At 58.3% G+C, this 24678-nt stretch carries 18 protein-coding genes; 9 read left to right on the top strand and 9 right to left on the bottom strand.

Features of this window, described 5'->3' with window-relative positions:
• From AC1RQP_RS15820 to AC1RQP_RS15800, 5 genes are all read right to left on the bottom strand, one after another.
• Positions 1 to 1035 carry a trypsin-like peptidase domain-containing protein gene (locus AC1RQP_RS15820; RefSeq protein ID WP_492937632.1) on the bottom strand — a complete coding sequence of 345 codons (1035 nt, stop codon included), beginning with the start codon at positions 1033 to 1035 and terminating at the stop codon, positions 1 to 3.
• Positions 990 to 1244 (bottom strand): hypothetical protein, encoded by a 255-nt coding sequence (locus AC1RQP_RS15815; protein WP_492937631.1) that lies wholly within the window; start codon positions 1242 to 1244, stop codon positions 990 to 992. The genes AC1RQP_RS15820 and AC1RQP_RS15815 overlap by 46 nt, the downstream gene beginning before the upstream one ends.
• A 425-nt stretch (positions 1245 to 1669) precedes the next feature.
• Complete coding sequence (locus tag AC1RQP_RS15810) at positions 1670 to 2149, bottom strand: phage terminase small subunit P27 family (RefSeq protein ID WP_492937630.1); 480 nt, start codon at positions 2147 to 2149, stop codon at positions 1670 to 1672.
• Positions 2150 to 2161: 12 nt separating this feature from the next.
• Positions 2162 to 3448, bottom strand: a complete 1287-nt coding sequence (locus AC1RQP_RS15805; protein WP_492937629.1) for a site-specific DNA-methyltransferase — start codon at positions 3446 to 3448, stop codon at positions 2162 to 2164.
• Between the two features lie 378 nt (positions 3449 to 3826).
• Positions 3827 to 4642: a helix-turn-helix domain-containing protein gene (locus tag AC1RQP_RS15800; RefSeq protein ID WP_492937628.1), complete on the bottom strand. Its 816-nt coding sequence runs from the start codon at positions 4640 to 4642 to the stop codon at positions 3827 to 3829.
• 219 nt (positions 4643 to 4861) lie between these two features.
• On the opposite strand from AC1RQP_RS15800, the gene AC1RQP_RS15795 reads away from it, so the two are divergent.
• The 5 genes from AC1RQP_RS15795 to AC1RQP_RS15775 all read left to right on the top strand — a co-directional run bounded on the left by AC1RQP_RS15795 (position 4862) and on the right by AC1RQP_RS15775 (position 8396).
• Positions 4862 to 5623, top strand: coding sequence for a hypothetical protein (locus AC1RQP_RS15795; RefSeq protein WP_492937627.1), 762 nt, complete (start codon positions 4862 to 4864; stop codon positions 5621 to 5623).
• Between the two features lie 113 nt (positions 5624 to 5736).
• Positions 5737 to 5922 (top strand): helix-turn-helix transcriptional regulator, encoded by a 186-nt coding sequence (locus AC1RQP_RS15790; RefSeq protein WP_492937626.1) that lies wholly within the window; start codon positions 5737 to 5739, stop codon positions 5920 to 5922.
• 190 nt (positions 5923 to 6112) lie between these two features.
• Positions 6113 to 6562 carry a DUF2924 domain-containing protein gene (locus tag AC1RQP_RS15785; protein WP_492937625.1) on the top strand — a complete coding sequence of 150 codons (450 nt, stop codon included), beginning with the start codon at positions 6113 to 6115 and terminating at the stop codon, positions 6560 to 6562.
• Positions 6559 to 7938 carry a recombinase family protein gene (locus AC1RQP_RS15780; RefSeq protein WP_492937873.1) on the top strand — a complete coding sequence of 460 codons (1380 nt, stop codon included), beginning with the start codon at positions 6559 to 6561 and terminating at the stop codon, positions 7936 to 7938. Before AC1RQP_RS15785 ends, AC1RQP_RS15780 begins: the two co-directional genes overlap by 4 nt.
• 71 nt (positions 7939 to 8009) lie before the next feature.
• Entirely contained in the window at positions 8010 to 8396 is a 387-nt protein-coding gene (locus AC1RQP_RS15775; RefSeq protein WP_492937872.1) for a hypothetical protein, read from the top strand.
• Between the two features lie 606 nt (positions 8397 to 9002).
• Here AC1RQP_RS15775 and AC1RQP_RS15770 read toward each other — a convergent pair.
• The 4 genes from AC1RQP_RS15770 to AC1RQP_RS15755 all read right to left on the bottom strand — a co-directional run bounded on the left by AC1RQP_RS15770 (position 9003) and on the right by AC1RQP_RS15755 (position 13789).
• Positions 9003 to 11024, bottom strand: a complete 2022-nt coding sequence (locus AC1RQP_RS15770) for a Druantia anti-phage system protein DruA (protein ID WP_492937624.1) — start codon at positions 11022 to 11024, stop codon at positions 9003 to 9005.
• Between the two features lie 7 nt (positions 11025 to 11031).
• The gene (locus tag AC1RQP_RS15765) at positions 11032 to 12612 is read right to left on the bottom strand and encodes an ATP-binding protein (RefSeq protein WP_492937623.1); all 1581 of its coding nucleotides are present in this window, start codon (positions 12610 to 12612) and stop codon (positions 11032 to 11034) included.
• Between the two features lie 442 nt (positions 12613 to 13054).
• Complete coding sequence (locus AC1RQP_RS15760) at positions 13055 to 13384, bottom strand: hypothetical protein (protein ID WP_492937622.1); 330 nt, start codon at positions 13382 to 13384, stop codon at positions 13055 to 13057.
• 138 nt (positions 13385 to 13522) lie between these two features.
• A complete protein-coding gene (locus AC1RQP_RS15755) occupies positions 13523 to 13789 on the bottom strand; it encodes a hypothetical protein (RefSeq protein WP_492937621.1) in 267 nt (88 codons plus the stop codon).
• A gap of 438 nt (positions 13790 to 14227) precedes the next feature.
• On the opposite strand from AC1RQP_RS15755, the gene AC1RQP_RS15750 reads away from it, so the two are divergent.
• From AC1RQP_RS15750 to AC1RQP_RS15735, 4 genes are read left to right on the top strand one after another with little or no spacing between them, the layout of a single operon-like run.
• Positions 14228 to 15889 carry a hypothetical protein gene (locus tag AC1RQP_RS15750; protein ID WP_492937620.1) on the top strand — a complete coding sequence of 554 codons (1662 nt, stop codon included), beginning with the start codon at positions 14228 to 14230 and terminating at the stop codon, positions 15887 to 15889.
• Entirely contained in the window at positions 15886 to 16950 is a 1065-nt protein-coding gene (locus AC1RQP_RS15745) for a hypothetical protein (protein ID WP_492937619.1), read from the top strand. Before AC1RQP_RS15750 ends, AC1RQP_RS15745 begins: the two co-directional genes overlap by 4 nt.
• Positions 16951 to 16965: 15 nt before the next feature.
• Positions 16966 to 22518 (top strand): DEAD/DEAH box helicase, encoded by a 5553-nt coding sequence (locus AC1RQP_RS15740; RefSeq protein ID WP_492937618.1) that lies wholly within the window; start codon positions 16966 to 16968, stop codon positions 22516 to 22518.
• Between the two features lie 15 nt (positions 22519 to 22533).
• Positions 22534 to 24513 carry a DEAD/DEAH box helicase gene (locus AC1RQP_RS15735; protein ID WP_492937617.1) on the top strand — a complete coding sequence of 660 codons (1980 nt, stop codon included), beginning with the start codon at positions 22534 to 22536 and terminating at the stop codon, positions 24511 to 24513.
• The last annotated feature ends 165 nt before the right edge of the window (positions 24514 to 24678 follow it).

The following is a 24678-nucleotide window of genomic DNA, read 5'->3' as shown; positions in this document are numbered from 1 at the left end:
CTACTCCCAAAACGCCTCAATCGACCTTTCCGCCAAATCCGCGACAATAAGTGAAATCGGAATCCCCTGATTGTATTCGCCGGGCTGGAGGCTTGAGCCTGGTTCTCCGGCGTGGTGCAACGCGACGAGTGATAGATCGCCGTCGAAGACAGGCGATCCCGATGACCCCGCCAAGGTTTCTGCCGTGTACCGAAGGCGAAAGCCGCCGCTCGCCAGCCCGCGCGAGAGGCCCCAGCTTGAAGATAATGGGCCATTTTGGGGATGCTGAGCGATAAATAGGATTTTTTGTTCAGTCGGTACCGGCGCTGAAGACGAAACCGCTACTGCGCCGCGAAGCTGCCCATTCCTCTCTAACGGTTCATTGCCGACAGGCCAAGCGAGTCTGACTAGGGCATAGTCAAGTTCGCCTCGTCGCGGCAAGCGACCTCCCGTCGTGGCATCGGCCGGGGCATACCCCGCGTGCGCGACGCAAGTTTCGGACGAAGCGAGGCGCACCGCCACACCGCGCGAAGCTTCCGAAAGAAAGTCGAATCTACAGGTCACCCCGTCGTAGCGACCTTTTTGGATCTCTGGCTCCAGTACATGAAAGTTTGTGAGCACTAGATCGGGCGCAACCAAAAACCCAGTCCCGCCGAGCGTCGCCTCCACTCGGCAGATCTGTCCCTGCAATGCTAGAAATCTATCGAGCATCGGGCCGTAGCGATCAATTCCCTCTCCATTGCGGACGAGGCGCTCGAGCTGGCTCGGATGAGAAGCAGCCTGCGGAGGCGCTGCTGCAAAAGTGATGCTGTTGGCCAACTCGGGCCTGTGAGCCACCACCGCGCCGATCAAGCGGCCAAGCTTGGCTCGCCTTCGAGCCCACTCAATGAGTTCGAAAACCTCCTTTTCGAAGGTACCGGAGCCAACAATCTTGCCGAGATCGACCTCAAGCTCATCCGACAGCATGATCTTCAAGTCATCGCGGCCGAAGGTATCTAGAATTGCCTCTCTCAGAACCCGCTTTTGTAATCCACTGAGCTTTTCAAGTTCACCCATTGGGGATTGGCCTCCGCCTCCCACAATCGAACAACAAAATAAGTCCAAAAACGATGGCCGACTTCACACTTATTGGCAGGGCCTGAAGGCGAGCCGAGATATCCTAAAATAACAAAGCTTATGCCGCCGACATCATCCGGCCGCTCGTCACAAACAGGTGGTATCAATTTGCCGACACCTGCCTTCTCGTTCCGGTTGATAATATGCACCAAGACCCTTCGGTTGTGAATATATCAAATCACACCATAGATAGCCTTCTCAGTGCCGGCGCCTATCGGGAGGAGCAGACCAGCGCGTTGGGCAAAAATGGGGGAATGAGGTTTCCACCGCAGTGCACAAGAGTGCGCGTATCCATTGTTATGGAAGAAGCAGGCCAACGGCTGACTAGGAGGCTTCGAGCGAGAGAGCAATTCGACTAGCCCTATCTGCCAGACAGGGTTAGCTGTGGCTGGCGTTCATATGTAGACGCCACACCCCCTCTCATTTTCATGACTGTCGAGAAGGTTGCGGCAATTTGTTCCGTAAGCACGATTCCCCTCAGTTTGCTTTGGCCGACGTTAGCCCTGTCTGCCAGATAGGGCTAAATTCGGGACAGGCTCGAGGAGAAATGGCAGACCGTTCCCATCGACCGTCATCATAAGGCATCGTTAGCATCTTCGTCTTCCCGACTTAATCCGGCGAAGAGCGGCAGTTGATCTGGCGGAGGGGTCACTATCCGACTGCGGCTTGCAGGCGTGAAACCGAACTCCGACGCTATGCGCATCATGATTTCCGCCTGTCGATTGGCGATTGCCAGGTAGGGCGACTGTATCGGATATCCGGTCGGTGATTTGACCATCGTACCGAACTTTTGGATCTGCTCCATCGCTTCTGCCCACATCGCATAGGCGCCGCAGTAGGTGGCTAGGGCGCCGCGATCGAGGTGAGTTATGAGGCCGAGCTTTGAAAGCTCGCCGGTCAGCCGCGCCCATTCCCGCCTGGCAACCGAATTGAGTTGCGGTGGGCACTCAGGTAGTGCGGGTTCAGGCCGCGGCTCGTGCACATTGAGAGGGCGTTTCCCCGGGTTACCCGTCAAAGCCTTGATCCTCGTTGGTTTTGGACGACGGCCACGCATATCCGTTCTCGATTACGCCATGGGATCACGAGCGCCGTCCGGCGACAGCGTCTCCTGCTGCAGTGTTTCAAAGAAAGTGCCATCTCGTTCGCGAATTGCCCTCTCACCTGTAAAGGCTTGCCATCGGCGGATCGCGACATCGACGAACAATGGGTCGATCTCGGATGCCAAGCAGATACGCCCGCACGATTGCGCCGCGATGAGGGTCGTCCCGCTTCCAAGGAAGGGTTCATAGATAGCTTGCCCCGGACTGGAATTGTTCAGCATCGGCCGGCGCATGCATTCGACTGGCTTTTGGGTCGAATGCTTGGTTTCGGCATCCTGCCCGCCGCTACTGATGTTCCAGACCGTCGTTTGCTTGCGATCGCCGGTCCAGTTGCCCTTCTTCCGGACCGCGTACCAGCAGGGCTCATGCTGCCAGTGATAGTCTCCCTGGCTCATCACTAAGCGGTCCTTGGCCCAGATGATCTGCGCGCGAATCGAAAAGCCGCTCTTGATGAGGCTTTCGGCTACAATGGACGAGCGTAAAGCACCATGCCAGACGTAGGCGATCTCGCCTGGATATAAAGCCCATGTGGGCTCCCAATCGGCGATCTCATCGTTCTGAATCTTTCCGGTCCGCTTGGAATTGTTGACGCCGCGGCGATGACGCCATTCCGGATCGTACTCAACGCCGTAGGGCGGATCGGTAACCATCAATTGAGGCAAGACACCGGCCAGCAGTGAACGGACGAGAGCTGCATCTCGACTATCGCCGCACGCAACTCGATGGGGACCGAGCTGCCAAATGTCGCCTGGTCGGGAGACTGCGGCCTCGACGATCGAGGGGGTATCGTTCTCGTCCGTTAAGCCGCCCTCGACCCGTGAAAGCGCGGCCGCCAACTCCTTCTTGCTGAAGCCAATAGAGGCGAGATCGGCCCCCAAGCCGGACAGGTCCGCCAGTTCGAGGCTCAGCATCTTGCTGTCCCAACCGGAGTTTAGCGCAATCCTGTTGTCGGCAAGCACCAACTGGCGGCGTTGCACCTCCGTCAACCCTCGGAGGACCACGACCGGCGCCTCTGTCAGTCCAAGCTTGCGAGCAGCGGCCAGCCGGCCGTGTCCCGCGATGATATCTGCGTCTTCGCTGACGAGGATCGGATTCGAAAAGCCAAAGGCGCGAATGCTGCCGGCGATCTCGGCGACTTGGGCCGGACTATGGGTGCGCGCATTGCGCGCGTAGGGGATCAGCCGATCAAGTGGCCAGTATTCGATTTGAAGCCGTGCGGTTGTTTCTTCGGGGTAAGTCGCTTGTTGTGTCATGTCTTGGCCTCTGAACACTGCGCCGTCATCGGGCACCCTCCCCCTGGGGAATTTCGCGACACTTTTTCCAAACCACCGCCGTTGCTTCACTGGTGCCGCGCAGGAAAATAATGGTCGATTCTACGGCCTGCTCACTAGGTTGAGACACACAGCGTACCAAGCGAAGAAAACGGAGGGAAAAAGTCGCGCGCTCCCAATAAGTTACGATCTCCAGCAGGTTGCGCAGATGCTTCGTTGCTGACAGGTCCGAAATGCATCCAGCTACAGGCCCTAAAGTTTGCCTCCGCGGGAAAAAAATCCCTGAATGAGAGTGGCGCCGGTCCGCTCGTTGCAAACCGACCGACTTTTGACCCGCCCCCGTCCCCCGGCAGCCCGACGTCACTTCTCGTCCGATCGCATTATGCGTGAACCCAGGTAGATAGAGTCCTCAAGATATCGCTCTACGATAAGCAAGCTGCCACAGCCGCGCCTGCAAAGTTCGGCGTCCGTTGCCGCTGTTTGCAGCTTCTCATCGATAAAATCGACCACGCTCGCATAAACAGCAGGGCGGCCCGAGAAATCTCGTAATAGATCGTTGCTCCAACGACGCTCGGCTGCAGTGCGGGCTGCGTCTAGGGACCGCGTCGATGTTTTTGTAGGACTGGCTGTCGCGCACAATGCAGGCTGTGGGGTCTCAACTGCAGAGCCCTCGCTAATTACCGAAAGGCTCCGCCGGCCGTTGGTTGCATCGACGCGGCGATCCGACGAGGTTAGCTTAGATTGGTTAGGACGACAGGTTTGGGGGACTCCGGGGTCACCAGCATTGTGACTTTCGGGCCCTGCTAAAGATGACATTCCTGTCCGGCGCTCGCGGGCGGCGGCCTCGAACCGGCCGCGCCATCTGGCTTCGAGATCAGTGAACGTGGACCAGATTGGTTCGTATTGATTGCGGTGTGAATGGCCGCCATGCCGAATTTTACGAAATAGTCCTTGAGCTTCGAGCTTCGCGGTAGCCCGGATCACCGTGCGGCGGTGGACATTCAAAAGGCCCGCCACTCTCTCAAGGCTGGGATCGCACTGCCGGGTTTTCCGATTGAAGCTGTCAAGCAGGGCCGCACCGACCCGGCGCTCTACTGCTGACATGTGGTCCGTCAGCGCAAGGACCTTGAAGGCGATCAATATCGGGAAAGCCCCTGGCTGATTTGTGCGGCCCATGCTGTCCATTCCTGTTGCACGCATACAGAAGGATTTCGGCACATTGGATTGCAAGGTGGCGCGACGGAATGGAGTAGTTGCGGGTAAGAGAGCGCAACCGAATATCCACAATGACATGAGGGAGCCCGGCCCAAGGACATGTCACGGCGCGCTAAGATGACGAAAACACCCGAATCACCGGCGCTCTAAACCGGTGAAGAGTTAAGCCAAGGAAATGCCATGTCGCTCATGCCAAATCGACCAAAGCGGGGGCTTGATCCGGAGAGCGCCTTCAGGAAATGGACTGACGAAGCGCAGTTAACTCAATTGGCGAGGCTGTCAGGTAAGGCTGAGCCGCCCTCTGACGTCGCTGTTTATCGCGTCATTGGAGATCCAGTTACGCTGCGCGAATATCAGAAGCTGCGTGAGGCAGCCGACCAAGCATTCAAGGAACTGCTGTCGAACGCTGTCATCATCGGATCCGGAATCCCGGAAGGTGGCTCTGGGCGCATTCCTATCGAGCCAAGCCTCTGGGACATTCTCGAAATCGACTATGAATTCTTCGAAGCCGTCGGAGAACATCACAAGTTTGAAAAGCTTGAGTTTTTCGAGCTATCAGTTATGCCCCGCAACATCAGGACGATCCCGAAGTGGCTGGACGACGATCTTGGTCAGCTCGGCTACAACAAATTCCGCCATGACCCAGATTATCGTCACATATGGCTGCACGGGATCAGTTACGATTTGTCGCCACAGTGGGCCAACATTGTGCGTGTTCTGCATGAGGCCTGGCTCGGCGACAGCAGCGGGTGGCGAAACGGTAAAAAAATACTGGAACTCGCCGGCTCATCGCAGCTGAAATTGAGCGATGTGCTGAAGACTAGGGAGGACGGAAGGTCAATCATTCAATCTGACGGTAAAGGTATGTATCGCCTGGCGATCGATCCCCCTCGGGAGCCTCCGAGCAGCCTCCCGCCAGTCAATGAAAATAGAATGCGTTGAATTTTCAATGCTAGGGCTTACCGCCAGACGACCTCCTTAGGCCCGCCGACAATTGGATCGCGAATCAACAAACTCCGCTGCGTAGTCACAGGTACTAACACGGAGATTTGGCAATGGATGCGCACCTCAGCGAAAAGGCATTGGCACGGCGCCTCTCGATTTCGCACCGCACCCTGCAGCGTTGGCGGCAAGAGGGCATCGGCCCCGGGTACCTCAAAATTGGCCACCGGGTGGTCTATCCATTGGACATGGTCGAGGCATGGGAGAAGAGTTGCAGCAAGTCGCCCTCTTTCTCATGATCAAAGCCACAGATTCGACTTCCATTTCGGATCGCTCGGAACATCTTACAGATATCGCCGAGATATTGGCAGCCGGCCTACTGCGCCTTAACGCCAGGAAGTCCAGTGCAGAATTTGCGAACCCGGGAGAAAGTTCACTTCACTTCTCGCCCGGCCAGAGCGGTGTTCGACCCGTACTGGAGAACGCGAAATGGCCCTGAAATCATCCGTGCTGGCGCAGCTGGCGGCCATGAAAGGCGCCTCTGCCCCCGTTCTAAAGGCCCGCTGGCGCGATCTTTTCGATACGGAGCCTCCTGCCTATAACCGCCGTTTCCTGGAGAGCCGGCTGGCCTACCGCATTCAGGAATTGGCCTATGGCGGCCTGAGCCGGGAAACCACCGAACGGCTCAAGGCCATGGCCAAGCAATATGCCGATCAGAAGCCGGCAGACCGCAAGGCCCGGCCGACTCTGCGCCCCGTCGCCGGGACGAAGCTGATCCGCGAATGGGAGGGCGTGGAGCACTGCGTCACCGTTCGCCACGACGATTTTGAATATCTGGGCCGCCCCTACAAGTCTCTGTCCTCAGTTGCCCGCCAGATCACCGGCACAAAATGGAATGGCTGGGTCTTTTTCGGCCTCAAGAATTCGGCTGGCAAATGACCTCCCGTCGATCGCCAAAACGCGCAGCTAGCCCGTTCGCCGGCGCCTTTGAACAAGCCGGCTCGGCCCGCCCTGCAACTCGTAAGGTTCGCTGCGCGGTGTATACCCGGAAGTCGAGCGAGGAAGGCCTCGACATGGACTTCAACTCACTCGATGCGCAGCGCGAGTCGTGTGAGGCTTACATCGTGAGCCAGCGAGCCGAGGGGTGGACTGCGGTTTCCGATCGCTACGATGATGGCGGCTTCTCGGGTGGTAACCTCGAACGGCCTGCCTTGAAGCGGCTCATTGCTGCTGTCCAGGCCGGCAAGGTAGATGTCATCGTCGTCTACAAGATTGATCGACTCTCGCGGTCGATGCTCGACTTCCTCAACCTTGTGGAGCTGTTTGAGCGCCATGGGGTGACGTTTGTTTCAGTCACCCAATCTTTTAACACGAAGGATGCCATGGGCCGCATGGCTCTGAACATTCTGGTGACCTTTGCCCAGTTCGAGCGCGAACTGATCGGGGAGCGCATTCGTGACAAGGTTGCGGCCTCTCGCAAGCGCGGCAAATGGATGGGTGGCTGGACGCCGCTCGGCTACGAAGTCCGCGACCGCAAATTGCTTATTCACGAGGTCGATGCCGAGCGGGTTCGGGCCATTTTTCGGCGCTTCGTACAGCTCAAGTCCGCGACCCTTCTGGCCCGCGAGTTCGTCGCGGCTAACGAACGAACGCGATACGGGCACCTCCTGGACAAGGGTGTGCTGTACAAGATCCTCCACAACCGGGTCTATCTTGGCGAGGCTGTTCACAAGGGGACCTCATATCCGGGCGAGCACGAAGCGATCATCGAGCGGAAGCTCTGGGACCAGGTCCACGCCATCCTCAAAGAGAGCCCGCGCAAGCGCGCCAACAATAGCCGGGCACAAACCCCTGCCCTGCTGAAGGGTCTGTTGTTCGGGCCTGATGGCGCGGCGATGTCGCCAACTCACACCCGGAAGTCCGGCCGGCTCTATCGCTACTACATCAGCCAGACCGCGATGAAGCAGGGCAGATCAGACTGTCCCGTCAAGTTGGTGCCCGCCGCCGAGTTAGAGCGTATCATCATCGATCAAGTTCGACGGTTGCTGCAAACACCCGAAATCATCGTTCAGACCTGGCGTGCTCTCCGCAAGCAATCCGCCGAAGCTAGCGAGGCGGAGGTGCGGAGCGCCCTGCTCGGCTTTGACGACCTCTGGGACGAGCTTTTTCCGGCCGAACAGGCTCGCATTGTCGGTTTGCTCGTGGAGCGCATCGACATGCATGCCGAGCGGATGGACATTTCCTTAAAGATCGAGGGCCTAACCTCACTCTCCTCGGACCTGCAACCACAACCCTTTCAGCAGGCAGCCGAATGAACAGGCCGACCACCCTCACACTTGGGCCCATAGGGCGACCGAAGCTCGGTCGGGATGGCCGAACCTTGGTCGTGAGTATCCCGATCTCATTCCGCCGGCAGGGTGGACGCAAACGGGTGGTTACCCCCGCGAATGCGGAGGCTTGGTCACCGCCGAAGCCTCAGGTCGACAACACGTTGGTCAAAGCCGTGGTGCGGGCGCATCGCTGGCGCAGCATGCTTGAATCAAACCTATTTAGCTCGGTGCGAGACCTCGCCAAGGCTGAGAAGATCAACGAGTCTTATCTCTGCCGCGTACTTCGGCTGACGTTGCTATCGCCGGCCATCACCGAAGCCATCCTGAACGGCCTGCAGCCTGGCGGGCTTGAGCTGGCGCAGTTGTTGAAATCCATACCAGCTGAGTGGGACCAGCAGCAGGCTCTGTTCAGTTCATCCGCTCGGAAGGCCGGAAGCCGCTAAAACCCTTCTAAGATGGAAGCGGTTTTGAGGACGCGGATTCGCACATCGAATGGTATGGAACTTCATCTGGAACTTCATCTCGGCTCTAGAAGAGAAGGCGAGAGACTTCGAATCCCACTCAGCAATTACAGCGTGGCGTTTTCCGAGGCTGTGTACCGGCGATCTGCAGAACCTTTTGGAAGCACTTGCTCTCCCTTTTGGAACGCACCCGACGAAATTGGGTGCCGGCTCTCGACATTTTCAAACGGTTGCGGCATGAGGCCCTGCGGCCAACTCTACGGGGTGCCGTGTAGATGTGACGTTCAGTTGCCGAAGCGAGAGATTTCATTGCGATTTCTGTACGCCCGATTGGGCAACGGGAATTTGGTGTGGGGTGCTGAGAAATTGCGATACAGCGAGAATTTTGGGCGAGCAACGGAATCAATTATTCACTGAAGCAAAGGATGGTCGCCAGGACGGCAGACGCCTCCGCAAGCATCTCAGAAGTTGAGATATCACTACTGCCCCTTTGTTGGTCCTGTACACCGCGCGCAACCCGCCCAGCGCTCCGCAGCCGCTTTGCACAATGTCGGCTTCAGCCACTCCTCGCGTGACGCTAGTGGATTGCTAAATCCGGAAGGACAGTTGATCTGCATCATCGCTGGGGAGCAATACGCGAGCCCCGTGGCGGACCGGCCGCACAAGCGTGTGAGCCAACAATTTCTGTTCTGTCTCGGCTCGCTCCATACGCGCCGAAGCCCAACGTTCAAACCAATGTTGTGCGATCCTGGCCGTGCTCTGTTGTGCCTCATCGAGCGAGAAGAGGTAGTGAGGCACGTCATCTAGTCGAAGGAGATACCTGGCAGGGTTTGAGACCAATGCTGCGCCGTAGACCACCTTTTCTATGCCGTGCTGGAGCATTTCGTCAGAACTCATGCCGAGAGCATTCAGGCCATCACGGAGCGAGCGCAGTTTTGGACTCGTGCCCTCGCCAAACACGTTGTTAACCCGGCGTCCGTTAGTTGTGCTTGATAGATATTTCTCGATTGCGGCCTTCGTGTCGTGACCGAACTGAAACGTACCGATGCCCGACGTGCGGTTTCGTTCCAGACTCGTAAGATATCTATAGCGAACAGATTCGCCTTTCCGGCCTCCGACGACTTTGCACGGATACGATGTACGGTCGTATTGGTTTGGACGCTCGCCGTAGAGGCTGGTGGTTCCAATAAACACCAGATTTGCAGGACGCACGATCGCACGGCCGGCCATTGAGGAAGCGATGATGCTGGGAAGCGATTGATAACGCCGCCTGTACTCAAGAACGACTTCGGGGCTTGCGGCCAGCATCGCCACCAACTTTCCGCCCAGAAGCGCATTGTATGGCGGCACCGCACCACAGACCGTAAGATCAGCAATCTCTGTCCCAACTGTCATCGAACGGGCAAGTCGTACGACTTTTGAAAAAGCCGTGCGACCGCCTCCTGACGCTAATAGGGCTTCGAGTCGCTTGGCCTTGGCAACGCCATCGAAAGCCGATTGCAACGTATTACGAGTATCAAGAAGGGCCGCGATCTCTCGTGCGCGCTTAAAGGTAAAAAGCAGCGAGCGTGCGTATCTTTGCCAATCTGCCGCTTTGACTCCCGACGCGTCACCGTTCTTCTTGTTCTGTGTCGCTTCCGCGCGCGCGTAGTGTTCTTCGCGCGCTTTCGCTGCAAGTTTTTGCAACTTGGCGATAACGGGCTGCGGGATGTGCTTCGGAAGTTTCGCAGGCAAGATTCCCTTCTCAAGGAAGTCTTGCCGGTAGATCGCTTTCAAAGCCTTGTCGATCGTTGCGAGAGCCCAATCGGAATATTCTGGATTGGGATTCTGTTGGCACTCGGCAATGATATCTTCGCCGAGCCACCCAATAAAGCGGTCTCGTGCATCGAGTTGGACAGCAGCGCTGCTTATGGCTCCAATACCCATGACCGGGTGGTTGGGTGCGGCTTCATCGCGCACGAGAAACAGCATGCTGCGTCCGGGCACGCTTTCATAGGGATTGGTCCAGGTGTGACGAAAGTAGCGCCAGATGTCCTGCAGCGGTAAGCCGGTGATGGCGCAATTCGACGTGGAGTGAACAAACTGGATATAAGGCCGCACGAGATCGGCAAGTACTTTGCCTGATGTGCCCGATAGTGCGCCGGCAATCTCGATTTGAAGATGTCGACCATCCCGCATTAACGAGAAGATCGAGTGGCGTCCGGTGCTCGTAAGCACGCCCCGTTCCATACGCTCGATGAATGCGCGGGTGGCTGGCTGCCTAAGTTGGGCCTCGCGTGCGGCTTGATAACGGCGGCGCTTGTGGACACGTACTTCCTCGTCGTCATCGGACGGGCGGTGAGCGAGAATTCTCTCTTTCTTGTTGACTTTGATAAGCCAACCTTGGCCAACCAGATCGGCGATAACTGAGGCTGATGCAATGAGACCGAGTTTGTCGTTTGTCTTCAATTTCTCGGCATCAGCAATCAAGCGGCTTCGCGCGCGGAGCCGCTGTGACTTAACCTCCACAAGGTCAGCACCCACGGCAGACAGATCGGCTACAAATTGCGCAAGAAGTCGCTTAGAAGCCGTCGTCGTGACCGCCGTAGGTGTAATGTCAATCGCGCTCACTTTCGTCCTATGAACGCAGGAGAGCGTCTAGCACCTCACTCCATTCCTTGCGGAACTTGGCGAGCGTTTTTCGTTCATCCTTGTTGCTGAAAAGCGCTTCGGCACGTGTTGCGGCCAAAAGCATTAGATTGATCACGTGCGACGCTTTCGTCGAATCTAACCCGTTCTGAGCGACGAGCGGTTCGTAGAATTTTCGGAAGAAGAGGTGATTGGAGTTTAGAACCGCGACGAGAACGCCGTCCGCGACCAACGGCTTAAAGAACGGTCCGGCGTCCTGTTCATCTTGGACTAAAAGATACTTTGTGTCCGGACTTTTCTCTGTCAGCGCCTCTTTCACTCGCGCATGACGATCTGCGAGGTCGGAGAGCGCTCGTGTATCGGCAACGTGGCCCTTAGTTTTCGGAATCGGACGCAGGCGATCATGTCGCTTAGTCGCTAATTTTTCCGCTTCGATACCAGTCTTCTCGGTTTTTAGATTCAGATGCTTTTGCCGGACACGCGAATTGAGCGCCTTGGCGGTGTCCTCGATGATCGGCTCAAGCGCCTCGATCAGATATTCCTTCGGCCGAATCTGCTGTTTGGTGTGAGTGATGCCAAACGCATCATCCAGGTCAGGGTTGAATCTGATCTCGCAGCGCCACCAATCATCATAATTCTCCCGGCGTTTCGCTCCCATAAAGAACCAGCCGAAATCGACCTCACGTCTGCCACGTACGATCGATACACCAGCGCCATTCGCGATGCCGCGGGCGCGCTTTTCGTCATTTGAGAGTTCGTGCCATTCCGCGACCGGCAACTCGGTGAATAGTATCTGGACCTGTGCCGCAGGGCTTGATGGATTTTCGGGCTCCGTTGCGATTTCGACCGTGATGACATCTTGAAATTTCTTAGCGTCACCGTCTTCAAAGGACGCCTGGAGGAATATCGGATCGACGGGATCGATCGCTTTGCCGTTCAGCGCGATCACGGTCCCGGCCCAGAGGAAGTGGCGGAAGATGCGCCCCAAGCCCGCATGCAGACGCTTTTCAACCGTGGAAACCCGGCGATGGTCGAGGCGATCGCAACGGGTCCAGACCACAAGGGTGCCGGACTTCTTGGCCTTTACGCCAGTTGGCAGCGATTGACGCATTGGCTTCGGAATAGCCGAGAGGGTGCCGGAGACGATCTGATCAACGTCGAGATAACTGGTGATCGGCGCCTCGCCCTGCTGCCATGTGTACACGTCCACGCGCCGGGCTTGGCTGAGCGAGGCATTCGGCAGTCCCATGCCGAATCGACCTAATCCCTTGCGGCTGTTGAAGCGGGTCGTTCCTCCGAAGCGTAACGCCTCTGTCAGCGTCTCTGCGTCCATCCCGGTGCCATCGTCCAGAATCGAGACCTCGAAATCATCCCCCGCTGTCGATTTCCGAATGTGGATGTCGATGCGCCGGGCGGATGCTTCCAGAGCGTTATCGACCAGTTCGGCGACGGCACTGACGGTGCCCTTATAACCGGAGTCCCGCGTTGACTGGATGAAGCGATCCAGGGCGATAATCGAGGTGTCGGGCGCCGAACCGGCCCCTCTTCGGATTGCGGCAACCTTCGACATCTCTCTTATCTCTTATTCCACACTGCCGGCGACCTCGCCGCTAACCGATAAAGCAATCCGACGGCTCCGTCAGCTCCTTTTAGCGCTGCCGCCCCCCTGAGCCGCCACGATCCACTGAAAACGCTCGATCTGGGCGGGCCCGAGGGAGGGACGCACAAATCTGGAACAAAAGGCCTGGACTTTAGAACCCCGAAGGTTTTGGCCGGCTGGCAGCGGCAGTTGCCAGCGGGGCTTTACGCCAGATCAATAGGTTCTGACTGCCGACGGTTTCCTTAGACGGACGTTGGACTAGCATTAGTTGCGCTAATCCGCATAATTCGCCTGTTGATTTAGCCGGGCGATTCGCCAAGGCAAAAGGAATTGTGGTGGGGGGGCCGTATGTTGAATAAGCACATGCGGCGGCCGCTCTGTGCGGTCGTCGGTTAGCGCGTCGGTCGTCGGCTCAGCCGCGACCCTTCATGATTGGCAGAAGCGTCTCGAGGCTCACTTCGCTGCGCTTGCCGAAACTCGGCGCGCGAAGGCCCTGCCGGTTTTTGCGATTGAGCATGGTCTTGGTTCCGACGAACGGGGCAACCTCGGAAAACTGCTCAATCGGTCGCTTGGCGGCTCCGAGCAGCCGGGACGATTTTGGCTTGTCTGGGTCGTCTATGCTGCGGAGCAAGGCTACGAATATGATGGCGATGAATACTGGACGACCTTTGAGCGGCGAACCCCGGAATGGCGACATTGCGTTGATCGGCGTACGCTCCGGCTCTGGTTCCGACGATTCCACGAAAAGTATGCAGGTCTAAAGCCGACAGGGCCTTGGGCTAAGTGGTTCTCTATCATCGCGTGGCCCATTACCCACGCTCTTCTGCCGCGCGATCTGCAATCTCAACTGGCTCGCGCGTTGTACCAGTGGCGTTATCAACTAGCCAAAATGCTGGGAGGCGATCCGGCGAAGATTGGTCGCTTCTTGGCGAGCATGTCTGACGATGCCCCATCGCGCTTTCGGAATTTTCTCGAGCAGGAAGAGATTGCGGGCCGGATCGTGATGGCGCTCCTCGGCGGTCGAACCGAGGCGGTTGCGCAGTTCATCCTTCCAATCACCTTGGAGCGTATCGTTGCAGATCTTCAGAAAGCGAGCGCGGCGAGGGCTTGGCTCCGAGACGCGCGCCAAGCCGTCGAACGGCTCCAAGTCAAGGGAACCACGCGCCATCTTCCGGACGGCACCGGCAAAAGCACGTCGCCTCGGGTCGGTGGGAGCGCTCCCCACCCGTACATCAGACCAGTCCTGACACTACGGCGGATGGCGCCTGGGGAATGGAAGGTGTGGGCCGAGTTGCCCACGCTGCGACCGATTGCGGACCTTTCCCCTGACCTCAGTGCCTATCTGCGACGCGCAAGGTGTAGCGTCCTCGGCTCACCTGGTCTGTTACCACCCGGTTGGCTTATGTTGGGGGACCAGCGCCGGGTTTTGGTGTCCTGGCCCGCTTCGCGCCGGCCGCTCTTACAGTTCACCGATCCACCGCTCATCCTAACGCAATTGCTAACCGCGGACGGATGCATCACGAACGGTCCTATTTGGCTGTTTCGCGTTGGAGCGGATGGTCTCGCTCGCGAAGTCATTGGCCGCATGGTGCGGCCGGGCGAAAGCTATGTGCTCGTTTCGAACGCCCCCATCGCGATGGGGCCGATTGGGACGTCGGTGACGATCCTGGCCACGGGTGTGACGGCTGTTAGCTTTGAACTTCCTCAGTACCTCTCGGATGACGCGATCACTGCTTTGCGTGCCCTCGGACTCGGTATCGGGCAATCAGTTCGGATCGCGCCAGCCGGGCTGGAAGCGCGCCGGTGGGATGGGGAAGGCTTTGCCGAGTGGATGGACGGTGAGAGTCCCTGCCTCTCTCTCGAGGCAGACCATTCGATCGATAGCTACCGAGTTCAGCTTGATGGTGGCCTCCCGGTTGAGGTTCCGGCTAATAAGGGGGCGCCGGTTTTCTTGAAACTCACGGATTTGGATGTCGGACAGCATACCGTTTCCGTAGAAGTTCGATCGAAGGTCAACAATGCCACAAAGGCCGCGACCGGTTACATCGCACTCGCAATTCGTCCACATCAGCCATGGATCGCAGGTACTACTGGCCATAGCGGCTTGGCGATCACTGCGGATCCGGCGGAACCAAGCCTCGACCAACTCTGGAAGGGCGAGGTAAGCATCCAGGCACTCGGTCCCGCTCAGCAGCAAGTGCGGATCTACGTGGAATTACTGAACGCTGCTGGCGACGTTCTCGCGACCGAGCAGATCGCCGTGCTTCCCCTGCCGGTAACGCCAGACATATGGTCGCGCACTTTGGCCGCGTTCCTGAAGAGAGAATCAGACCCGTGGGCCTATCTCACAGCGACATCGGGCAGGATCGTTGTTGACAGTGAAGCGAGCGGCTCTTGGCGATTGCCGCTTCAGCGGGACGTAGCGCCCTTGCGGTGGGTCTGGCATCGCGGCCCCAGTCGCACAGCGCTCCGCCTGATCGACGACCATGGCGGCGACACCCCCGTTCATGCGCAGTTTTTTCCGTTTGCACAGCCTGCCAGCCCCAGAGATCTCAACTCAAAAGAACTTGAAACTGAATTCTACCCTAGTGGGCAAGGAGGCCTCTGTGTCGCTTCCTACGGTGACAGATGCGAAACGCTCGTGGTCAGCATGCCCCAAACGCTCGGTAGCCTCTCCGGACTTGCAATCGAGCCCAAAATTGCTCTCGCCTCCGACCTTAAGAATCGCATCGGGCAACTATGCAGAATAATGGAGCAATGGAAGAGCGCAAAGCTTGTTGGACCCCTTGTGTCGCCGCGCAGACAGGCGGTCCTTGACGCCTTCCAACACGAGTTGGCAGTGTTGATCTTCGGATCGGATTGGGTTGCCGCCGAAGCCTGTTACTCACGTTCACGGAAGAGTTGGAAAGACCTGAAGAACCTTATGGCGCAGACCGGCGCTCCAAAGGCCTTTAACTTCGTAATCGCGCGGGACATAGAGAAGTTTCGCTCCATGTCGCTTACCAAGCAATCTACTGAGGTTGAAGTGCTCGCCAGGCGCTACAGTAAAATTCCCAATGGCGCCGCAGCGGCATTGCTGGCGTTGGGCTGGTGGCTCGAAAAGGGCGGCCCTTGGAACGACAAACTTGCAGCCCATCTCAACACATTGAAGTCAGTCCCATTCCTGCTTCGTGCCGCGCGAGTACTTTGTATTGCCACTGCGGTCCCCGTCACGCAACTCAACTCGGCGGAGCATGGCCGTCGATGATCACGGTGGTCTCACCGGCCGTTGTAATGGCGTCCGCTCGGCAGGCACTGCGCCTGCCGGTGGGCGCCGTTGCGGATGATGCGTATTGGATTGCCACCCTGCGCCGATTGGCGGGGTGCCACTGTCCGTGCTCGCCGCGAACATTGATCGCGTCTGTTATCGCGAGTCATCGTAACCTTGTTACTGTTGATGACACTTTTATGGAGAAGATCGAGCGCCTGATTGATTCGCTCGTCGCGGCCGGCGATCTTCTGGAACTGAGCGACGTCACGACGCTTGACGAGACCGTCAAGGCGACCTGGCTTTTCGCCGCTCCGCCAACTTTCATTATCCATCAATCGGGAACGGCTTTCCTTGTAGGTATCGCGGGTGACGATCCGCTGCCCCTGCCCGCGGAGCTACTAGAACGAGTGAAGACACGTGGCGCGATACGGACAATCGCCCCGCTCGAAGGTGAAGATCTTTCCTTGCTGCTGCGCGGCATCGGATTTCGTCAACTATCGCTCGAAACCTGGCTGAAGAATCCCAAGAAGGAAGATGCGGCTGCTCACATCGCAAACATGGATGCGAGGCTTGTTCAGCGATCGCCGATTGGCGATATGACCGATATGCGTCTTCTCGATTGGACGTTGGAAAAGCGCCGCTACCGTGACCGCTGGTACGCACCACTGCGGCAGACAGGCACCTTCATCTTTCGTAGACCTCAGGCTTACGGCGCTGACCTGTGGGCTTATGGTCGGTTCAATCTCGGTCAACTCGAGGCGATGATCGACTTGCCACTTCCAGGGAATCGCTGGCGTGGTTGTGATAGTGCTTGGCGACTCCAGTTGGCGCTGGACGAACGCGCGGGTCGGTCGCAACGCTATCGCGTCCGTTCCAACGACGGGTTCAAGCATTTCGACTTTTTCTTTCCCTTGCCGAGTTGGGCTCGGCGACGCCTCGGCGTTGTGGGCGAAGAGCTAAGCCCGGAGGGGTGCCTGATGTCGTTCCGCGTACCTGTGAATGAAGCGGATACAGAACAGGCATTCCTGCGCGATTATCTTTATTTCGAGAGCGAGTGAGCGAGGCACGGCCACATGACGCGGACCATTCAAGAGACGATCGATGAACTGCACACGTCGCTCAAGGACTATATCGAGGCGACGTATCACATCGGCGACCCCGCCCTCATCGAGCAGCGCCGAACACTGCTCGATCGTCCCGGTGTCACTCATCAAATTCCTTATCTAGAATCGACGCCCAAATACCAGGTCGGACAACGATTCGGAGATATGGCGGGTCTGCCGCCTGCGGCGCTGGCTGTCTACTCTGCGCTCTCCAAGCGCGACGGCGGCAATCCGCGGCTTCTCTTCGATCCGCCATATCGCCATCAGGGCGATGCCATCCGTCATGCGCTGATTGACGACAGCAACTTGGTGATCATGACGGGCACCGGTTCCGGTAAGACGGAGTCTTTCCTGCTGCCGATCCTTGGCAAGTTTGCCCGTGAAGCGGCGGAGCATCCAAAGGCCTTCGGCGATCAACGTGGCGTTCGCGCCCTGCTGCTCTATCCGATGAACGCCCTTGTTAATGACCAATTAGGACGATTGCGCGCGATCTTTGGCGATCCGCGGATCGTCAAAATGTTCACCGAGTGGGCGGGTCGTCCACCTACATTTGCGCGCTATACCAGCCGCACACCCTACGCCGGGGTACGGTCGGGAAAACGCGACGGCAAGAAACTCGCTTCATTCGAGAGCTTCTATGTCGAGATTGAACGCCAAGCATCGGGTCAGCCCTCGGACGATCAAAAACTCGCGGCAAACTTACGCTCACAGTTGCAGGGACGCGGCAAGTGGCCCGCCAAACCTGACCTTGAAAAATGGTTCGGTGCCAAGGGCACGGACTGGGCCAACCGCAAGACCGGTAAGCCGCTCCGCGCCGTGACGTTGCCAGGTGATAGCGAACTGATCACTCGGCACGAAGCGCAAGCTGCGGCACCGGATCTTCTCGTCACAAACTATTCGATGCTCGAATACATGCTCATGCGTCCGATAGAACGGACGATATTCGATCAAACGAGCGCGTGGCTCGCAAACAATCCGGATGAAAAATTTACCGTCGTTCTCGACGAAGCGCATCTTTACCGTGGTGCCGCCGGCGCCGAAGTCGGCCTGCTTCTCCGCCGATTGCGCGCTCGGCTTGGCATTCCTGTGGAACGATTTCAGGTCATCTGTGCGACCGCGAGCTTTTCGGATACCGAGAGGGCCGGCGAGTTCGGGGGGCAATTGTCTGGAGCGCCAGCGCAGAGTTTCGTGGCAATTACAGGCGACCTCGATTTGCGGTCGCATGCAGCCCCGGGCACGGCCGCAGACGCCGAAGTTCTCTCAGCGATTGATCTCGATCGGTTCTACGCATCTGACGAGGCGGAACGCCAAGCAGCCATCGCGCCGCTCTTGGCGCACCGACGCGTCACACCGTCGGCAGATCTGGAGAAGTCCTTATACGCTGCGCTTGAAACCTTCGCGCCGTTAGGTCTGCTGGTAAACATGACGATGAAGGTAGCACGTCCTGTGGCGGATCTGGGGGCGGCGCTGTTTCCGGACGCGCCGGATCTCGCAGACCGAGCGGTGACGACGTTGCTTGCGCTGGGCAGCGTGGCTCGTGAGTCGCCTGAGGCGGCCGGTCTGTTGCCCTGCCGGATTCACAATTTCTATCGCGGCCTACCCGGCCTTTGGGTCTGCATGGATCCCGACTGCACCGAACTGGCGCCGGAAGGTCGCTCAGGCGTCTGCGGTCGCATGTACAGTCAGCCGCGCGAGATTTGTGGATGCGGTTCGCGGGTGCTGGAATTCTACACTTGCCGCAACTGTGGTGCCGCGCATGCCCGCGCGCATTCGGACGATGTCGATACGCCGAACGCGCTCTGGTCCGAACCCGGTCGCCGGCTCAAAATGCCCGGACTCGAGACGGCGCCATTGCTCGACCTAGATCTACTGCTCGCCGAACCGCGGCTGACCGATGTCGTGGAAGCTGCTGAGTACGACCTCGAAACCGGTCGGATCAATCCCCCAGTCCCCGGCCCGCGCAGTCGGACCGTCTATCTGCGCAAGGATCGCACAACCCCCGCCACAGATGAGAACGGCGAAACCGATACCCGCGCGGAGGTTCGTGGACAATTCACACCCTGTGCGGTGTGCGGAGAGACCGCTGCGTTCGGGCGAACATCGGTTCAAGACCACCAGACGAAGGGGGATCAGCCGTTCCAGGCGCTCGTCGCGCGTCAGATTCAGGTTCAACCACCAGGACCGCAGGAGGCAACCAGTTTTGCGCCCTTGCGGGGACGCAAGGTGCTAGTGTTTTCTGACTCGCGGCAGGTAGCCGCGCGCCTGGCCCCCAATCTCCAACTCTATTCAGTGCGCGACGCGCTGCGTTCTTTGATCGTCTGGGGGTTCGACAAATTTCGCCAGCAGCCGATGGTCGCCTCGATGCTGAATCTGGGCGATCTCTATGTTGCTGTCATCCTCGCCTCAAAGGCACTGGGCGTACGCCTGCGGCCCGAGTTGAAGCCCGGCGAGACCTTCGCCACCGACGCTGAGATTGCCGCGGCCGTGCTGGACGGCGCGCTCGAAGATCCGACAAAGATGATGATGCTGTTTTTCAAGCACAGAAGTGATGTGGCGCCCCAGGCGCTGCTCGACGATATCGTAAAGACAGTTCAGGATCGCTACTTGGGCCTCGAAGCGTTGGCACTCGCGTCGCTTCGCGAGAGCGCGGACAAAATTGCCGCGGTACACGCGCTCCCCGTCATCCCAGGAATCGCGGAGAGCAACGAGGAGAAGATCGGCCTTGCCCGCGCGTGGCTGCGTTGTTGGCGGTCAAACGGCTTCTGGCTGAACGCCATGCCACCCACCTGGTACAAGCGTCCCAACAAGGGGCGCGGCACGAGCGTCCGCGCGCAGAAGGGCTCGTTCAGGGCAATGCAGCGTGTGATCCCCGACAGTGCTACGCGCAAAGCGTTCGACAAAACGTGGCAACAGCAACTGATGGCCATCTTCACGGAAGAGATGGAGAGCGGTTACAAACGGCTTGCCGGCAAGAATCTCTCTCTTGAACTCGACGGCCCGTGGGTTCGATGCGGCGATTGCCGCTCCGTTCACCGTCCGATGTCGCGGATAGCGCACTGCCTCGATTGCGCAAGCACCAACATTGCGCCTCTTGATCCATCTGCTGATCCTGTCTTCACCGCCCGCAAGGGCTACTATCGCAACCCCGTCGTGGCGGCGCTCACCGACCCCAACAGCAAACCGATGGCGCTCATCGCAGCGGAGCACACCGCTCAGTTGAATGCGCCACAAAGCGAGGACGTGTTCTCGCGCGCCGAGGAGAATGAGTTGCTGTTTCAGGATGTCGCGCTCGAATGGGGGGCAGCAGCCAAGCGATCAACTGCGATCGACGTGCTCTCGAGCACAACAACAATGGAAGTCGGTATTGATATTGGCGCATTGTCAGGGGTGGCTCTGCGCAACATGCCGCCGGGACGGGCTAACTATCAACAGCGCGCCGGCCGAGCTGGCCGCCGAGGCAATGCAGTCGCGACAGTGGTTGCGTTCGGCAGCGCCGACAGCCATGACGAACACTATTTCAGTCAACCCGAGGCCATGATCGCCGGACCTGTCGTCGATCCAAAGCTGACGCTCGACAATCGTGACATCGTACAGCGACACATCCGGGCGTTCCTGCTGCAAAGCTATCACCAGGACCGGATACCTGGCTTCGATCCGGATGCCGATCCGAGCCTCTTCTCAGTACTCGGCACTGTCGAGGGCTTCAAATCTGGAGGCGAAATCCTCAACAGAAGCGATTTCGCCCAGTGGCTCAAAGCGAAGGAGGCGGATCTGCAGGCCCGCGTGGCGGACTGGATCCCGGACGAATTGCGGGACGAGGACCGTGAGGCGCTGCTGAAAGAAATGGTGCGCGACGTTCTCGAGGCAGTCGATGAAGCTCTGAGTTCCAAATCTCTCGGGGGCGAGAAAATCGCCGAGGAAGATGGGGAAGAGAGGCCCGAGGTTCCCGAGGAGGAAGGAGACGAGGCGCCGCCCGAGAAAGCACTGACGGGTAAGTTACTCGACCGCTTGCTCTACCGCGGCGTGCTCCCGCGCTACGCCTTTCCAACCGACGTCGCGACATTCAACGTCTTCGATGTCGACCGCTCGACGTCGTTCCGGCCCATTATGAAGTTTGCGCCTTCGCAATCCTTGCCTGTCGCGCTGTCTCAATACGCACCTGGCAAGACTGTCTGGATTTCCGGCAAATGCTATACTTCCGGCGCGATTTACGCGCCGATGTCTGATGACCGCTTCGACGCTTGGCAGAACCGACGGCTCTATCGAGAGTGTTCGGAGTGCCATTTCGCCGAGACCGTGCCACTCGACTCGGGGCTGAAGCCGGGTGTCGCGCATGATTGTCATGCTTGCGGTGGCGAAGGCACCTTTGGTCCCACCCATTACTGGATGCGTCCGCCGGGCTTTGCGCATCCCGTTTACGAGGAGGAGATGACCTCACCGGACGACATGCCCGAGACTGCCCACGCCACGCGGGCGAAACTGACGATGCCCACGCCAGCCGACGATGAGAAGTGGATACCGGTCAACGATCGGATCCGAGCAATGCCCGACCGTAAGCACCTCCTGGTCGCCAACACGGGGCCCAAGCAAGAGGGCTACGACTACTGCACCAAGTGCGGGCGGATCGAGGCGTCAGTGGAGGCATCGGCAGCGCTCGGCGGTCCACACCAAAAGCCGTTTCCAGACGATAAGGAACCGCAATGTCCGGGGAGCGGCACTACGCGCGGACTTGTGCTTGGCACGGACTTCATTACCGACATCGCCCTATTCTCGCTCAGAGTCGCTGCACCGCTCAAGCTCAAACCTGGCCTCTACCCCACGGATGTCGCGCTGCGGTCGGTCAGTGAAGCACTGGCTAAGGCTGCGTCCTCGATGCTCGAAATCGAACCAGGCGAGTTGATGGCGGAGTATCGGCCCGCACTGACTCCTGCGGGAACGAGCGGACTTGAGGCAGAAATATTTCTTTACGACACGCTACCGGGCGGTGCGGGGTTCGCCAGTCAAGTCGCCCACCGCGGCAGCGAACTGTTCGACCGGGCACTGAGCCTCATGAAAACCTGTCCTGAGGACTGTGACGCATCCTGTTATCGCTGTCTTCGGAGTTTCAAGAACAAGTTCGAGCACGGGCTTCTTGATCGACACGTTGGCGCTGAATTACTGGATTATCTCATCAGTGGTGAGATGCAGCCATTCAACGCCCGCCGAATCCGGGAATCGAGTCGTCTCCTTCACCAGGATCTCGAGCGTCAGCAGACGGATGGCGTCACATTCGCCGCGAATGAGGAAGTTCGCGTTCCCGGCCTCGGGCCGGTGACAATTCCAATCCTCGCCACACGTGCTGATGGGAAGCGTTTCGCGATTGCGCTCGCGGGCGCTTTGACGGGAGACCATCCGGCCGATCCGGCCATTGCAAGTATGCGTGAGAGGTGGGGCGAGATACCCGTCGTTCCCGTGAACGAGTTGCTGGTCCGCGGAAACTTGCCAACGGCGACTAAGAACGTGCAAAGCGCGCTCGGGCAATAGGGAGGAGCCGCGAGCGTGATAGAGATTCTAGGCGTTTTGGAGGGGCAGGAGTACGAGGCGGCAGTTCACGTGCGGCGCTTGCTTCTCAAGCTCTGGCCGGATTTGGCTCAGAGCCGCGAGGACATCGTCAAGATCTTCGTCGGTTTCAAGATGTATGGATACAAGGTTGAAGATCTCGATCTTATCGTGGTCGGCCAGTTAGCCGCGCCGCGTTCTTTTGATGTCGAGTGGAAATTCTATCCGCGCGATATGGAACCGTTCGTTCCCAGAACTGCGAGCGTCCGCAACTTCGCCGTCGTGATAGAAGTCAAATCCCACGACGCATCGGGGGTTCGCTTCGACGGCAAGGTCGCTTCCGTCCGCTACATCCGCAACGGAAAGACGACATGGGAGTGCGTGACCGAGAAGAACCGGCTGCAGATGTTTGAGTTCAAAAAGTATCTCGGGCGGCATGGACTCGATCAAATCCACGTTCAGGACCTCATTCTATTTACCGGCCTGCGCGAGAGCGATCTACCGAAGCGACCGCACAATTGTTTAGGCGATGACGCCAGCTTCGCGCGCGTGCTGAACGTGCTCGGCCAGATCGCGCGACCTTACCGCAACGGAAATCGTGTAGACCTCGTGTTCGGCGCGGTTGATGTGTTCGAACGCATTCTATCGACGGAGTTCGAACTTTTCGACACGCTCGAGCCAACGCCGCTCGACCGGCGCCGAATGGACATGATCGCTAAACGTGCAATGTCCGATGCGTGGCTGGATGATCTCGGCGAGCGTCAGGTGATCCTCAAAGGTCGTGGGGGCGTAGGCAAGACAGTCATCCTGCTGCAAATGGCATATCGCGCTTATGAAATGCGCCAACAGCGATCCCTACTGCTGACGTTCAACAAGGCCCTTGTCGCCGACCTTCGGCGCACGATGGCTCTACTCGGTGTTCCCAAGAGCTTGGAAAAAGGCGGAATCGCGATCGACACTGTCCATGCCTTCTTCGGTCGCGTGATGCGGCAATTGGGAATCATCGACAGTTATGAGGGCTTTCTCGATGGTTTTGACGAACACAAGGCTGCGCTGCTCGATTATTTGCAATCGGGCACAGTAAACCGTGGGGATCTCGATGCGCTTATGATGCAGCACGGGGCGGATTTTGACTGGGACCTTGTATTCGTCGACGAGGGGCAGGACTGGCCGACTGACGAGATCGCAATCTTGCGGCATCTTTACGGGCCAGAGCGGCTTACCGTTTCGGACGGTGTCGACCAATATGTGCGGGAGTCGATGGCTGACTGGTCGCACGGCGTTTCGAAAAGTTCCTTACGCGCACGACGGCTCACCCGCTGCATGCGCATGAAAGCTAACCTCGCCAGGTTTGTCGGCGATATGGCGTCAAGCCTCGGAATTGAAGATTGGGATCTGGAACCAAACACCGAAGCGCCCGGCGGCCGCGTGATCGTCGTGGAAGGAGATTTGGCAAGTAGGCCAGACCTCTTACAAGGCTGGTGTGGCGACGCCAATGCGCTGGGCAATGCCCCTGTAGATATGCTCGCCTGCGTTCCACCGCTTATGGTCGAAACCGGGCAGTTGGGACAATTGTGTCGCCCAGCACTGAACTATGACCGCGGCGGCGGCAGAGTTTGGGACGGAACCAACCGTGATGTCCGGGAGCATTTTCCGACACATCGCGATGAATTGCGCTTCGTGCAATACGACTCCTGCCGCGGGCTCGAAGGCTGGACCGTGATTAATTATCAACTCGACACGCTTTGGGACTACAAGAGAGATCAGTGGTTCTCTGAAGATCACCTCGTTGATAATCTATACACCACTGCCGAAGAAACCGCTTCGCAGCATGCGTCAAGGTGGGTGATGATCCCACTTACTCGCGCGATTGATACGTTAGTGATCAACGTCACCGGCAAGTCCAACTTCGTTGCGGATGCACTGCGCAGGGTCCAAGAGAAACGACGCGACTTTGTAGATTGGATCGTCTTGGCCTAGCCTCTTCAGAACTCAACGCTAAGCGGGGCAACGTGGTCGACGCCCGGAACGCCGGCCCCACGCCCGGAATAGCTCCGAATAAGCTTCGATGAACTCAAGCCTTCAATTGGGAACGACGTCCACGATTATGTACCCAAAGCAACAGTTCTATCGATCCACACAAAA

The organism is Bradyrhizobium sp. GW821-FHT13H06 (assembly GCF_058803975.1).
The sequence above is the reverse complement of the archived record's forward strand: the minus strand, read 5'-3'. Positions and strand labels throughout refer to the sequence as shown.

Bases quoted from the DNA above. Each gene is read 5' to 3' on its own strand.
- AC1RQP_RS15820 (WP_492937632.1), bottom strand. From the start codon at position 1,035: ATGGGTGAACTTGAAAAGCTCAGTGGATTACAAAAGCGGGTTCTGAGA.
- AC1RQP_RS15810 (WP_492937630.1), bottom strand. From the start codon at position 2,149: ATGCGTGGCCGTCGTCCAAAACCAACGAGGATCAAGGCTTTGACGGGT.
- AC1RQP_RS15805 (WP_492937629.1), bottom strand. From the start codon at position 3,448: ATGACACAACAAGCGACTTACCCCGAAGAAACAACCGCACGGCTTCAA.
- AC1RQP_RS15800 (WP_492937628.1), bottom strand. From the start codon at position 4,642: ATGGGCCGCACAAATCAGCCAGGGGCTTTCCCGATATTGATCGCCTTC.
- AC1RQP_RS15795 (WP_492937627.1), top strand. From the start codon at position 4,862: ATGTCGCTCATGCCAAATCGACCAAAGCGGGGGCTTGATCCGGAGAGC.
- AC1RQP_RS15790 (WP_492937626.1), top strand. From the start codon at position 5,737: ATGGATGCGCACCTCAGCGAAAAGGCATTGGCACGGCGCCTCTCGATT.
- AC1RQP_RS15785 (WP_492937625.1), top strand. From the start codon at position 6,113: ATGGCCCTGAAATCATCCGTGCTGGCGCAGCTGGCGGCCATGAAAGGC.
- AC1RQP_RS15780 (WP_492937873.1), top strand. From the start codon at position 6,559: ATGACCTCCCGTCGATCGCCAAAACGCGCAGCTAGCCCGTTCGCCGGC.
- AC1RQP_RS15765 (WP_492937623.1), bottom strand. From the start codon at position 12,612: ATGTCGAAGGTTGCCGCAATCCGAAGAGGGGCCGGTTCGGCGCCCGAC.
- AC1RQP_RS15750 (WP_492937620.1), top strand. From the start codon at position 14,228: ATGGTGCGGCCGGGCGAAAGCTATGTGCTCGTTTCGAACGCCCCCATC.
- AC1RQP_RS15745 (WP_492937619.1), top strand. From the start codon at position 15,886: ATGATCACGGTGGTCTCACCGGCCGTTGTAATGGCGTCCGCTCGGCAG.
- AC1RQP_RS15740 (WP_492937618.1), top strand. From the start codon at position 16,966: ATGACGCGGACCATTCAAGAGACGATCGATGAACTGCACACGTCGCTC.